The sequence below is a fragment of the Pseudomonas sp. REP124 genome (assembly GCF_020164475.1).
Classification (GTDB): domain Bacteria; phylum Pseudomonadota; class Gammaproteobacteria; order Pseudomonadales; family Pseudomonadaceae; genus Aquipseudomonas.
Map to the genome: position 1 here is coordinate 1 of NZ_JAIQWX010000158.1, position 13,491 is coordinate 13,491.

The following is a 13,491-nucleotide window of genomic DNA, read 5'->3' on the forward strand; positions in this document are numbered from 1 at the left end:
TGTCCCCTGTAGGAGCGAGGCTTGCCCGCGAAGACAATTTCACTGACTCAACCCTTCTTCATCCCCAGACACTCAATGGAGTGATCGACCATCGCCTTGGCGATCTCCAGTAAATGCCATATCGAATACACCATCGCCCTGTCGGCACCTTTCAAATGGTCGCCACATTGATAGGCGCTCACTGAAGCGCAACGCAACAGGTCGGCGAGATAGAGCTGGGTGTCTTCGAAACTCACGTCTTTGCTGACGTTGTAGAAACGCAATTCATCGGGCGGGGAGGGTTGATCCCCGGTGAGGTAGAAATCGATGGCGCGGTAGAGCGCGGATCGATCCCTGATGGGGTCTTCGGGGGTGGGTTCTTCGGATGGTGGATCGGGGACAGACTTTTCCATGACTTACTCCTATTGCTGAACAGGAGCCATCACTTGTCGCCTACTAAACGATTGGGTGGTGGCTGTGCGCAGGTAGTAGGCCGGTCAATAGGAAAACCGGTGCATCCGAAGATGCCCCACGCACAGCTACCATTTCTGCGTGCGGCAACATCGCCGAGCATGAGCATGGATCGCTATACACCTATTGTCCGGGGCTACTAAACCCGATCACCAAAAAGCAGTGACGGGCCGAGACTAGCCACCGGATTTGCCAGGCGCAAGCGGGCGAAATGATCTAGGAAATGTCCTGCAAAAGATAGCGAATGAGCTGACAGAATCGCTGATTATCTTGTAAGAAATATCGCCGATTTCCCCATCAACACCTTCCCCTGTAGGAGCGAGCATGCTCGCGATGGAGTCACAAACACCGCGGGGTGTCAGGCGGCCAGCGTTATCGTTGGCGACCATCGCGAGCGTGCTCGCTCCTACAGTAGATCGTGTTAGCGCTTGTTGAGCGCCCGGGCCAGGCGGTCGCCGCTCAGCTGAATCACCGCCACCAACGCCACCAGCAACACAATCACCGTCAACATGATCTGGCTGTCGAACCGCTGATACCCATACCGATACGCAATGTCCCCCAACCCGCCAGCCCCGATCGCCCCGGCCATGGCCGAGGAGTTGATCATGGTTACCAAGGTGATGGTGAACCCGCCGACAATCCCAGGCAGCGCTTCGGGCAGCAACACATGCCAGACAATGTGCTGGCGCCGGCAACCCATGGCCTGCGCCGCTTCGATTAGCCCGTTGTCCACCTCGCGCAAACTCACCTCGGCAATCCGCGCAAAGAACGGCGTGGCGGCGATGGTCAGCGGGACAACCGCCGCCCACACACCGTAGGTGGTGCCGACGATCAGCCGGGTGAACGGAATCAGCGCCACCATCAAAATCAAAAACGGCACCGAGCGGAACAGGTTCACGAACGCGCCCAGCGCGCGGTTCAACGCGGGGGCTTCGTAGATGCCGCCTTTGGAGCTGGTGACCAGAATCACCGCCAGCGGAATCCCCGCCAGCAGGGCGATCAGCGACGACACGCCGACCATCAGAAAGGTATCGATGAAGCCTTGCAGCAAGCGATCAAACCACATAACCCAACACCTCCACTTGCTGCGCCCATTGCCCGGCGCGCTGGCGCAATTGTTCGGCACTCAGCGACGAGCCCGTCACCGCCAATAGCAACTGCCCCAGCGCATGACCCTGAATCCGTTCCACGCCACCTTGCAGAAGACGCACACGGCCACCGAGGGCGCTGAACAGGGCGGCGATGTCCGGCTCGTCCTGCGCCGATCCGGTGAATTGCAGGCGCAGGACGACAGCGTCTTCCGACGTCTGCGGTTGCGCCTGCAGACGGCTCTGCAACTCCGCCGGCAGCGCATGCTGCAACGGCGCGAGCAGAGTCTTGCTGACCTCATGTTGCGGGTTGCCGAAGACTTCCCACACCGGCCCTTGTTCCACCACGCGCCCACGTTCAAGCACCACAACGCGATCGCAGATTTCGCGGATCACCGCCATTTCGTGAGTGATCAGAATGATGGTCAAACCCAGCCGCTGATTGATCTCGCGCAGCAGGCCGAGAATCGATTGCGTGGTCTCCGGGTCCAGCGCCGAAGTGGCTTCGTCGCACAACAGAATCGCCGGATCATGAACCAGCGCGCGGGCGATGCCGACACGTTGTTTCTGCCCGCCGGACAACTGCGCCGGATAGGCCTTGTGCTTGGCTTCCAGGCCCACCAGCTCCAGCAGTTCGCGCACCTTCTGCTCGCGTTTTTCCTTCGGTACACCGGCGACCTTGAGCGGCAATTCGACGTTCTGCCAGACCGTCTTGGCCGACATCAGGTTGAAGTGCTGGAAGATCATGCCGATGCGTCGACGCAGGGCCACCAGACGGTCTTCGTCGAACTCGCCGATGTCTACCTGATCGATCAGCACCCGGCCGCTGCTCGGTTGTTCGAGGCGGTTGATGTTGCGGATCAGCGACGACTTGCCGGCGCCGCTGCGGCCGATGATGCCGAACACTTCGCCGCGCTGGATCGCAAGGTCAATGCCGTGCAGGGCGGCCACCGGTCCTTGCTGGCCGTCATAGGTCTTGCCCAGGTTGATGAAGCGCACGTGGGCGCGGTTCAGTTCGGGGTGCAGTTCCGTCTGCTGTGCGTCATGGGGCGCCGGGATCTCCAGGCGCAGTTGTGTGGCGGCAGTCATGCTCAGCTCTCCCAACCGGCTTGGTACAGCTTGCCGTGGGCTTTATCCAATGCTGCGCGCACAGCTGGCGAATGCTGGTAGATGTCGACGAACTTGATCAGGCGCGGGTCGGTTTTGCTCTTTGGCTGGATCACGAACTGAATCACGTATTCCTTGTGATCGAGGCCGTCGAACAGCAGGGCGGAACCGGCGTCGAAGGTCTTCGCCAGGCGGATGTAGGCGGGGTAGCCCTGGACCAGATCGGCGTCGTCGTAGGCGCGCACCAGTTGCACGGCTTCGACCTGCAGGATCTTGATCTTTTTCGGGTTGGCGACGATGTCGTCCTCGGTGGCCTTGTAGCCCACGCCGGGCTTGAGGGTGATCAGCCCGGCCTTGGCCAGCAGCTGCAAACCACGGCCGCTGTTGATCGGGTCGTTGGCGATGGCGACGCTGGCGCCTTCGGGCAGCTCGTCGAAGCTTTTGTATTTTTTCGAGTAGAGGCCGACGTTGTTGATGATCCCCGGCGCGAACGGCACCAGGTCAAACCCGGCCGCGGCCTTGGCGTTTTCCAGGAACGGGATGTGCTGGAAGTAGTTCACGTCGATGTCACCGGCGGCGAGGCTGACATTGGGCGCGATCCAGTCGCTGAACTCCACCAGATCGACTTTCAGGCCTTGTTTGTTGGCTTCGGCGACGGCGGCTTCCAGCGGGATGGCGAAGGCGGCGGTTGTGCCGATTTTCAGTGGGGGTTCGGCGGCGAAGGTCAGGGAGCTGAAAAGGCCTAGGGCCAGGGCCAGTGCTTTGACTGGGTGGGTGAGGTTGGTTTTTTTCATGATCAGGTTTCCAGTCAGTGCATTAATTTTTTGGTGTTTGTCAGGGCCTCTTCGCGGGCAAGCCTCGCTCCTACAGGTATCGGTCGCCCACGAATGATCGATTCGATCAAAACCTGTAGGAGCGAGGCTTGCCCGCGAAGCTTTTAGCGCCTGTAAGCCGAGCCGATATGTTGCTGAGGCAAAAGCGCCCCCTCGCGAAACAGCTTTTCCCGCAAGCTGCCATCCTCATAAGCGGTCTTGTACGACCCCCGTCGCTGCAACTCAGGAATCACCAAATCGATGAAATCCACATAGCTCTCCGGCGTGACAACTCGCGTCAGGTTGAAGCCATCCAGCCCGGTTTCGGCGATCCACGACTCCAGCTCATCCGCCACTTGCTCCGGCGAACCCACCACCGTGATATAGCGCCCACCCAGTGCGTGCTGGTCGAGCAATTTGCGCCGGGTCCAGTCGTTGTTCTGCAGGTGTTTGGTGGCGGACTGGATGGCGTTGCTCTTCACGTACTGGATCGGTTCGTCGATCTCGTACTCGGAAAAATCGATCCCGGTGGAGGCCGAAAAATGCGCCACGCCGGCCTCGGCGCTGGCGTAGCTGCGGTACTCGGCGTGCTTGGCCCAGGCCAGTTCCTCGGTGGCGCCGACAATCACGTTCAGGCCCATGAACACCTTGATGTCTTCGGGATTGCGCCCGGCCTCGACAGCGCTGGCGCGGACCTTGTCCACCTGGGCCTTGGTCGACGGTTTGTTCTGGCCGCTGATGAACACGCACTCGGCATGGCGTCCGGCGAACAGCAGGCCGCGATCGGAGGCGCCCGCCTGGAACAGCACCGGCGTGCGCTGCGGCGAGGGTTCGCACAGGTGATAACCGTCGACCTGATAGAACTCGCCCTTGTGCTCGACCTTGTGCACCTTGTCCGGCTGGGCATACACGCGCTGCTGCGGATCGTTGAGCACCGCGCCGTTTTCCCAGCTGCCTTCCCAGAGTTTGTAGAGCACCTCCAGGTACTCGTCGGCCTGGTCGTAGCGCCGGTCGTGCTCGACCTGCTCGCTCAGGCCCATGGCCTTGGCGGCGCTGTCGAGGTAGCCGGTGACGATGTTCCAGCCCACACGCCCACGGCTCAGATGATCGAGAGTCGACATGCGACGGGCGAACAGATACGGCGGTTCGTAGGTGAGGTTGGCGGTCAGGCCGAAACCGAGATTTTTCGTCACCGCCGCCATGGCCGACACCAGCAGCAGCGGGTCGTTGACCGGCAGCTGGATCGACTCCTTCAACGGCACGTCCACCGAGTTCTGATACACGTCGTAGACACCGACGATGTCGGCGATGAACAGGCCGTCGAACAGCCCGCGCTCGAGCAATTGCGCCAGCTCGGTCCAGTACTCGATGGTCTTGTATTGGGTCGAGGTGTCCCGTGGGTGAGTCCACAGGCCATGGTTGATGTGGCCGACGCAGTTCATGTTGAACGCGTTGAGCAGGATCTTCTTTTTCGCATCGCTCATCAGATGGTCCCCCGCAGTGGCGGGTTTGCGTCGTTGAGGTAGTAATTGCCCACCGCGTGATACTTCCAGCGCACCGGGTCGTGCAGGGTGTGCACCCGGGCGTTGCGCCAGTGCCGGTCCAGGCCGTGCTCGCGCAGGGTCGCCTGACTGCCGGCCAGTTCGAACAAGGTCGTGCCGGCGGCGAGGGAGATTTCGGTGCTGATCGCTCGCGCTTCGGCGACGGCAATCGAGGCGGCGGCGACGGTGTTCGCGTTGGTTTCGGCCTGGGCTTTGTCGAGGTACTCGCCGGCGCGTTCCAGCAGCGCTTCGGTGGCATGCAGACGAATGCTCAAGTGGCCGAAGCTCTTGAGGGTCAGCGGGTCTTCGCTGGCGCTGTCGTGGGTCGCGTCGATCCATGGCCGGGTTTTGGTGCGCACGAAATGCAGGGCATCTTCGTAGGCGGCGCGGGCGATGCCGGTGTCGATGGCGGCGTGGAGAATCTGGGCCAGCGGGCCGACCGGGGTCGGGCGTTCGAAGGCGCTTTGAAACGGGATCACGTCTTGCGCGGCGACGAAGACATCCTCGAACACCACCGAGCCGCTGCCGGTGGTGCGCTGGCCGAAGCCGCTCCAGTCGTCGATCACGGTCAGGCCTTGGCTGTCGCGAGGGACGAAGGCCAGTTGCTGTACGCCGTTTTCGTCGATCACCGAGGTGGGAATGCGCTGGGCGTAAATCGCCCCGGTGGCGTAGAACTTGCGGCCGTTGATGCGATAGCCGTCAGCATCGCGTGTCAGTCGTGTGGTGCGGTCGTGAGCGGTTTTGGTACCCAGTTCAGCCAAGGCATTGCCGAAACGCTGGCCGGACAGGACTTCAGCGTACAGACGTTGTTTCTGTTCTTCGCTGCCGTTCACCCGCAGCACTTCCAGGGCATAGAAATGGTTCTGCGGAATCTGCCCCAGCGAGCCGTCGGCCTGGGCAATCAAGGCGATGACCTTGGCCAGGGTGACGTTGGAAACGCCGGCGCCGCCGTATTCCTTGGGCACGCTGATGCCCCACAGGCCCGAGCGGGAAAACACTTCCAGTTCCGGGTGTGGCAGACGGCGTTCGCGGTCGCGCTGGGCGCTGTCGCGTTTGAAATCTTCGGCCAGGTCGCTGGCGACGATCAGGGCTTGCTCATCGCTGGTGATGACCGCGACGCGTTGAGAAAGGGTCATGTGCTTCTCCAGATGTCTGGTTTCAGATCCAGGAATGGCGAGCCGGCAAGGTGCCGTTCAGGTGATAGGCGCCGACCGCGTGATACTTCCAGCGCACCGGGTCGTGCAGCGTGTGCACGCGTGCGTTGCGCCAGTGGCGGTCGAGGTTGAATTCGGCGAGGGTGGCGCGGCTGCCGGCCAGCTCGAACAGCTTTTCGCTGGCCTGCAAGGCGATCTCGGTGGTCAGCACTTTGGCTTCGGCCACGGCAATCGAGGCGCGCGCGGCGGACTCGGCGGTGAGCGGAGCGGCGCTGACCTGATCGAGCACTTGCCCGGCCTTGCGCAGCAGCGCTTCGGCGGCGTGCAGTTCGATCTTCAGCTTGCCGATGTCGGCGATCACGTAGAGGTCATCGCTGGCGCGCTCCACGTTGGCGTCGATCCACGGGCGTGCGCGGGTTTTCACGAATTCGATGGCGTCATCGATGGCGCCCCGGGCGATGCCGGCGTCGATGGCGGCCTGGATCAGTTGGGAGATCGAGCCCTGGGTGTTGGGCTTTTCGTTGATCTTCCAGTTGTCGATGACCAGATCCGCGTCGACGAGCACATTGTTGAGCAGGATGGTGCCGCTGGCGGTGGTGCGCTGGCCGAAGCCGGACCAGTCATCGACGATACGCAGCCCTGGCGTGCCGCGACGAACGAAGGCCAGCACTTGCTTGCCGTCGTCGTTGAGCGCCTTGACCGCTACCCAGTGGGCGAACAGCGCGCCGGTGGAATAGAACTTCTGCCCGTTGAGGACGTAACCCTCGCCATTGGCGGTGATGCGCGCCTTGAGTTCCAGGGTGTTCTTGGTGCCGCGTTCCGGCCCGGCATTGCCGATGCGCCAGCCTTCGAGCACGGTTTTGAACAGGTGTTTTTTCTGCGCTTCGGTAGCGCTGCCGAGCACCAGATTGATGATGCCGAACTGGTTCTGCGGGATCTGCCCGAGCGCCGGATCGGCGGCGGAAATGATCGCGAAGACTTCGGCGACAGTGACGAACGAAACCTGCGGCCCACCGTACTCACGCGGGATGGCAATGCTGCCCAGGCCGCTGCGGGTGAACTGCTCGATTTCCGACCACGGCAGCTTGCGCTGCTGGTCACGTTTGGCCGCCTGCAGGCGCGCAACTTGCGCCAGCTCGTGGGCGGCCTTGATGGCTTGTGCGTCGTTGCGCAGCACTTGCGCGGGCAACAACAGCGGGGCGATGTCCAGATCACTCTGGACGACTGCGTCTGCCAGACTGGACATCACTGCCACTCCTTGGCTACATGCAATGCCCTGGCGATCTGCACTGGGGTGATTGTGTTCCGGACCATACCTACCTCACATCTCATGGAAACGCCGCTTCGCGGCGAACGAAAACAAGAATGTCCGGTGGTCCGGTGCATATACCCTAAGCGTTTATAAAAAAGTTATGAACTAACTTTTAGGAATATGTATAGAGATAGATCGCGAGACCTGTGGCAAACGCAATCCCTGTGGGAGCGAGGCTTGCCCGCGATGGTCGTCAACGATGACGCGGGGTGTCTGGATGCCTGCGGTGTCTGGGCCTCCATCGCGAGCAAGCTCGGCTCCTACAGGGGATGCGGTTGGATGTGGGAGGCGATTCTTATTGTGCGGGCCGGGGCCCAGCGGGAGTTGTTGCCGACGCGGTCGAGGATGCAGTAGGTGACTTCCAGGCGCAGGTCTTCGCCGGCTTCAAGGATGATGGTGGGCGGTACCCAGAGCTGGATGGGCAGCCCTACATCGCAGACTTTCAGCGGGGGCAGGTCCATGCGCGCATCGCCCCAGCGCAGGGTGATTTCGTCGCCCTCGGCCATGTTCAGATAAGGCTCGATGGTCAGCGGTACGCCGCGCCGGATCTGCCGTGCATTGAGCCCTCGGCGGCGGATGGTGGCGGGCAGATCCACCGGCGCCAGGAACTGGTTTTCGTCATCGCCCAGAGAACCACCGGGGCAGTCGAGTTTGATCTGTACCCGCGTCGCCACCGACAGCGCCGGGCTTCTGCCGACCTGCATCACCCGGTAATGCACCCAGGTAGCGCCGCTGGCGATGAAGCTTTCCGGTACCCGCAGACTGACCGTGTGACCAACGTCCTGCGTCGTCACCCCGCGGGAGGCGACGAAGAGGCCGTCCCAGAACAGTTCGATCAGGTCGCCCTTGTCCATGTCGGCGTACGGCCCTACCTCGACCCGCAGATGGGTCGCCGCGAGGCAATTGATTCCTTCCTTGCTGATTTGCGGCAGGGTCGGTGGTGCCAAAGACGGTATGCGTGAGATGCAATTCATGGGGTATCTCTCCTTGAAGTCGTTCAGCGAAATCCATTTCTGAAACAGGAAAGGAAGTTTGATTTTGCTTTGAAATGGCAAGTGGGATCGTTAGATAAAAGTTGCGCTGAATATGAGTCAATAGCGCACGATATATATGTAAGCGATCTGCGGTTATTCAGAAGACTCCTACGCGTCGAGGTCAATAAACGCGGGCGCCAGTCGAAAAAGACCATGAGAATCTGGATGCAGGGGAAACAAGCGAAGTATCGCGCGGCACATAACTATGTAGCGCACCTATTCGAATAAGTTGTTTTTGGGGAGGAGTAACTTCCATCCATGGAAGTTGGGAGTTCTACGATGGAAACATCAAGCGTGCGAGTTGCTCAAAAACTTGCTCAAAAACTGTTTAGTCCGCTCTTCTTTCGGGTTGGCAAACAGCGCCTTCGCTTCGCCTTGCTCGACGATCACGCCCTTGTCGAAGAACACCACACGGTTGGCCACATCGCGAGCGAAGGCCATTTCGTGGGTGACGATGACCATGGTGCGATTCTCCTGAGCCAGGCCCCGGATCGTCGCCAGCACTTCGCCCACAAGCTCAGGGTCCAGTGCCGAGGTCGGCTCGTCGAACAGGATCACTTCCGGTTCCATCGCAAGTGCGCGGGCAATCGCCACCCGTTGTTGCTGACCGCCGGAGAGGCGGCGCGGGTAAGCGTCTTCCTTGCCTGCCAGGCCAACCTTGGCCAACAGCTTTTTCGCCAGGGCAACGGCCTCATCGCGCGGGACCTTCTTGACGACGATCGGGCCTTCGATGACGTTTTCCAAAGCAGTGCGATGGGGGAACAGGTTGAAGTTCTGGAACACGAAACCCACGTGCTGGCGCAGGGTGCGCACCAGGCCTTGCTGCTGGGTCAGCGGGCGGCTGCTATCGATCTCGATATCGCCGACCTTGATCCGGCCGCTGGTGGGTTCTTCCAGGAAGTTCAGGCAACGCAGGAACGTGGTCTTGCCCGAGCCGCTGGGCCCGATGATCGCCACGACCTCACCTTCCTTCACTTGCAGATCGATGCCGTTGAGCACGACGTGACCCTTGAACTGCTTTGTCAGTTTTTCCACGGCAATCATGGGGTCAGGACTCCTGGTCGTGCCGATTGACCCGGGCTTCCAACCGGTTCTGCAGGTGCGACAGCACCGAAGCGAGAACCCAGTAGATCAGCGCGGCGGCAAGATACATGGTGAAGACTTCGAAGGTACGGGCGGTGATCAGTTGCGCCTGACGGAACAGCTCCGGCACCTGGATGGTGGCTGCCAGCGCGGTGTCCTTGACCAGGGAAATGAAGCTGTTGCCCAGTGGCGGCAAAGCGGTGCGCATCGCCTGCGGAATGATCGCCCGGCGCAGGGTCTGCGCGCGGGTCATGCCGATACTGGCCGCCGCTTCCCATTGGCCGCGCTCGATGGAGCTGATCGCGGCACGCAGGATTTCACAGGCATAGGCGGCCATGTTCAGCGAGAAGCCGATCAGGGCCGCTGGCAGCGGATCGAGTTCCAGACCTATTTGCGGCAGGCCGTAATAGATCACGAACAGTTGCACCAGCAACGGCGTGCCGCGAAAGAACGACACGTAGATGCGGGCGATCCAGCTGGCCAGTTTGAAGCGCGACAGACGCATCAGCGCCAGGCCGAAGCCCATCACCAGACCAAAGAACATCCCGCCCAGGCTCAGGATCACTGTGTAGTACGCGCCCTTGAGCAGAAAGGGCGCGGAGTCCAGTGCGAGTTGGAAAGCTTCTCCCATTATTTGGTGACGTCAGCTTGGAAGTATTTCTCCGAGAGCTTGGCCAGGGTGCCATCGGCGCGCAGCTTCTCGATTGCCTTGTTCAGCGCGTCCAGCAGCTCAGGCTCGCCTTTGCGCAGGGCGATACCGGCTTCCTGACGGGAGAACGCAGCGCCTGCGGCGACTGTGTCCTTGGCTTTCTGGGCGTATTCCAGCGCGGCCAGACGGTCGATCAGGATGGCGTCGATGCGGCCGTTGCGCAGGTCCTGGAACTTGGTCGGATCATCGTCGTAGGTCTTGATGATGGCTTTAGGCTGATTGTCCTTGAGCCACTGCTCGTAGTTGGTGCCCAGGCCTACACCGACTTTCTTGCCGGCCAGGTCATCGGCGGACTTGATCGCGCCTTCGTTCTTTTTCAGAACCAGTGCCTGGATGCCGGAAACGGTGTACGGCTCGGAGAAGTCATACTTTTTCTTGCGCTCTTCGGAGATGGTCACCTGGTTGACCACAGCGTCCAGACGCTTGGATTCCAGTGCCGCGAGGATGCCGTCCCACTTGGTCGGTTGCAGCTTGGCCTTCACGCCCAGCTCCTTGGCCAGGGCTTCGGACAGTTCGACTTCGAAACCGGACAGCTTGCCGTCGGCATCGACGAAGCTGAACGGTGGGTAGGTGCCTTCAAGGCCGATGTTGATCACACCGGCATCCTTGATTTTTTGCAGTTGCTCACCGGCAACGGCGTTGCCGATCAGGCCGGCGCTCAGTGCCAGGCCCAGCGAACCCACCAGCAGATTTCGACGTAGTGCGGAAAAATTCATGACTAGCCCCTGTGTTTTCTTATGGAAGTTGCGTTTGGAAAGGTTGGCGAAAACGGGAATTGGACGACAGCGCTATCCTGCCTTAAAGCAGCGTATGCGTCTCTCGGGAAATTCGCGTATAGCATGACTATATGATGGCGTTTTTAGATTAGAAAATAATAAATTTTCTAACGCTTATTTCTTTTATGAATATAAACAGCCCCCTGTAGGAGCGAGCATGCTCGCGATGGAGGTCGACGATAACGCTGGCATCCAGACACCCCGCGGTGCCCGAACCACCATCGCGAGCGTGCTCGCTCCTACAGGGACAGCGTTGTTACAGGAATTCCTTATAGGCAAACAACGCCGGCGCCCCGCCGGTGTGCAGGAAGATGATCGGGCCATCGTCGAAACGCTGACGCCCGATGCCGTCCAGCAACCCCGCCATGGCCTTGCCGGTGTACACCGGGTCCAGCAGCAAGCCTTCCTGACTCGCCACCAGCTTCACCGCCGCCAGCGTCCCTGCATTCGGCTCGCCGTAGCGCGGTGCGAAGTATTCGTCCCACAGTTCCACCTTGAAGCTGTCCGGCAGGCTCACGCCCAGCAGTTCGGCGGTGCGTTCGGCCAGGCCCTGGACCTTCGGCAATTGATCTTCTTCGCTACGGGAAACCGTGACACCAATCACCGGCAGATCCGGCAGCGCTTCGTTCAACGCCAGCGCCAGACCGCTGTGGGTGCCGGCACTCCCCGAGGCCAGGACCACGGCGGCGAAATTCAGCCCGGTGTCCTTGATCTGCTCGGCCAGCTCCAGACCGGCGCGCACGTAACCCAGGGCGCCCAAAGCATTGGAGCCACCAATCGGCACCAGATACGGCTTTTTGCCGTTGCTGCGCAGACGCGCCGCCAGGGCATGCAATTGCTCGTCGGCGTTGTCGAGGTTTTCCACCAGTTCGACCTTGGCATCGAACAGATCGAGCAACAGGCGGTTGCCGTTGCCGACGTAGTTGGGGTCTTCGGTATTGAGCGGGTTTTCCAGCAGGGCGACGCAGCCCAGGCCCAGTTTGGCGGCAATGGCGGCGGTCTGGCGCACGTGGTTGGATTGCAAAGCGCCGGCGGTGATCAGTGTGTCGGCACCCTGCTCGAGGGCATCGGCGCACAGGTATTCGAGTTTGCGCAGCTTGTTGCCGCCCATCGCCAGCGGTGTGAGGTCATCGCGTTTGACGTACACGTCGCGCCCGAGCCAGGTCGACAGGCGTTCGAGTTTTTCCAGGGCGGTGGGCTGACCGAGCAGGTCGAGACGGTTAAAACGGGCAAGCTGTTGTTTGATCATGGGTCCGTACTGGCGGTGAATGATCAAACGACTATAGGCACGGCCAAAAGCCGGGGCAACCGCCAATCGCTTATAGCCAAACGTGCTTGATCCAGCACTATTGGTTCTTAATTTGCCGCGCGCGCCTTGCCGTAGAGTAATCGCCGTCAGTGCGGCCAGACAGTCCGGTCGCCCGTGAGGAGTTTTTACCGTGAGTGAGCGTTCCAGCCATTGGCAATTGCAGACCATCGTCACCCAATTGCGCGGCGCGCGTGACCAGTGGCGTGCACAGAACGGCCGCGCCAGCACCGAGCAGGGAGGTCGCGAGTTGCCGTCCCGGGCGGCCATGGCGGAGATTCTCGAGGCGCTGTGCGGGGCGCTGTTTCCGATGCGCCTGGGGCCGGTGGATTTGCGTGAAGAGAGCGAGGACTTCTACGTCGGCCACACCCTCGACGTGGCGTTGAATGCGTTGCTGGCTCAGGCGCGACTCGAACTGCGTTACGCCGCTCGCCACAGCGCCCAGGCCGAGGAAGAGGTCGAGGCCAGAACGACCCAGATCATTCAGGACTTCGCCCTCGCGTTGCCGGGGCTGCGCAGCCTGCTGGATACCGATGTGCTGGCCGCTTATCACGGTGACCCGGCGGCGCGCAGCGTCGATGAAGTGCTGCTGTGCTACCCGGGGATTCTGGCGGTGATTCACCATCGCCTGGCTCACCATCTGTATCGCGCCGGCTTGCCGTTGCTGGCGCGGATCAGCGCGGAAATAGCCCACTCGGCCACTGGTATCGACATTCACCCTGGGGCGCAGATCGGCCGCAGTTTCTTCATCGACCACGGCACCGGCGTGGTGATCGGAGAGACGGCGATCATTGGCGAGCGGGTGCGGATTTATCAGGCGGTGACCCTGGGCGCCAAGCGGTTTCCGGCGGACGAGGACGGTCAGTTGCAAAAGGGCCAGCCACGCCACCCGATTGTCGAGGACGACGTGGTGATCTACGCCGGCGCGACCATCCTGGGCCGGATCACCATCGGCAAGGGCACCACCATCGGCGGCAACGTCTGGCTGACCCGCAGCGTGCCGCCGGGGAGCAACCTGACGCAGGCGAGTTTGCAGGTTGATGATGGTACGCAGAAATAGGGTTTCTGATCTTCATTGACTGAGCTGGCCTCTTCGCGGGCAAGCCTCGCTCCTACAGG

General features: G+C 61.1%; 13 protein-coding genes. 1 reads left to right on the forward strand and 12 read right to left on the reverse strand.

What is annotated here, in order from left to right:
- Nucleotides 1-47 precede the first annotated feature (47 nt).
- The 12 genes from K9857_RS25855 to K9857_RS25910 form a co-directional block, all read right to left on the reverse strand.
- The gene (locus K9857_RS25855; protein WP_224540667.1) at nucleotides 48-392 is read right to left on the reverse strand and encodes a DUF6124 family protein; all 345 of its coding nucleotides are present in this window, start codon (nucleotides 390-392) and stop codon (nucleotides 48-50) included.
- A gap of 479 nt (nucleotides 393-871) precedes the next feature.
- Complete coding sequence (locus K9857_RS25860; protein ID WP_224540669.1) at nucleotides 872-1,516, reverse strand: methionine ABC transporter permease; 645 nt, start codon at nucleotides 1,514-1,516, stop codon at nucleotides 872-874.
- Nucleotides 1,506-2,627, reverse strand: a complete 1,122-nt coding sequence (locus tag K9857_RS25865) for a methionine ABC transporter ATP-binding protein (protein WP_224540671.1) — start codon at nucleotides 2,625-2,627, stop codon at nucleotides 1,506-1,508. Before K9857_RS25865 ends, K9857_RS25860 begins: the two co-directional genes overlap by 11 nt.
- Before the next feature lie 2 nt (nucleotides 2,628-2,629).
- Entirely contained in the window at nucleotides 2,630-3,439 is an 810-nt protein-coding gene (locus tag K9857_RS25870) for a MetQ/NlpA family ABC transporter substrate-binding protein (RefSeq protein ID WP_224540674.1), read from the reverse strand.
- Nucleotides 3,440-3,582: 143 nt separating this feature from the next.
- On the reverse strand, nucleotides 3,583-4,941 hold the full coding sequence (locus tag K9857_RS25875; protein ID WP_224540676.1) for an LLM class flavin-dependent oxidoreductase: 1,359 nt from the start codon (nucleotides 4,939-4,941) through the stop codon (nucleotides 3,583-3,585).
- Nucleotides 4,941-6,134: an SfnB family sulfur acquisition oxidoreductase gene (locus K9857_RS25880; RefSeq protein ID WP_224540679.1), complete on the reverse strand. Its 1,194-nt coding sequence runs from the start codon at nucleotides 6,132-6,134 to the stop codon at nucleotides 4,941-4,943. Before K9857_RS25880 ends, K9857_RS25875 begins: the two co-directional genes overlap by 1 nt.
- Before the next feature lie 22 nt (nucleotides 6,135-6,156).
- Nucleotides 6,157-7,398, reverse strand: coding sequence for an SfnB family sulfur acquisition oxidoreductase (locus K9857_RS25885; protein WP_224540682.1), 1,242 nt, complete (start codon nucleotides 7,396-7,398; stop codon nucleotides 6,157-6,159).
- A 326-nt stretch (nucleotides 7,399-7,724) separates the two neighbouring features.
- Entirely contained in the window at nucleotides 7,725-8,438 is a 714-nt protein-coding gene (locus tag K9857_RS25890) for a hypothetical protein (protein ID WP_224540684.1), read from the reverse strand.
- Nucleotides 8,439-8,786: 348 nt separating this feature from the next.
- Nucleotides 8,787-9,542 (reverse strand): L-cystine ABC transporter ATP-binding protein TcyN, encoded by a 756-nt coding sequence (gene tcyN, locus K9857_RS25895; protein WP_224540687.1) that lies wholly within the window; start codon nucleotides 9,540-9,542, stop codon nucleotides 8,787-8,789.
- Between the two features lie 4 nt (nucleotides 9,543-9,546).
- Entirely contained in the window at nucleotides 9,547-10,212 is a 666-nt protein-coding gene (tcyL, locus tag K9857_RS25900) for a cystine ABC transporter permease (protein WP_224540689.1), read from the reverse strand.
- A complete protein-coding gene (gene tcyJ / locus K9857_RS25905; protein ID WP_224540691.1) occupies nucleotides 10,212-11,006 on the reverse strand; it encodes a cystine ABC transporter substrate-binding protein in 795 nt (264 codons plus the stop codon). The genes tcyL and tcyJ overlap by 1 nt, the downstream gene beginning before the upstream one ends.
- Nucleotides 11,007-11,322: 316 nt before the next feature.
- Entirely contained in the window at nucleotides 11,323-12,315 is a 993-nt protein-coding gene (locus K9857_RS25910) for a D-cysteine desulfhydrase (protein ID WP_224540692.1), read from the reverse strand.
- Nucleotides 12,316-12,505: 190 nt separating this feature from the next.
- Between K9857_RS25910 and epsC the strand changes: the two genes are divergently transcribed.
- Entirely contained in the window at nucleotides 12,506-13,432 is a 927-nt protein-coding gene (epsC, locus tag K9857_RS25915) for a serine O-acetyltransferase EpsC (RefSeq protein WP_224540695.1), read from the forward strand.
- Nucleotides 13,433-13,491 lie beyond the last annotated feature (59 nt).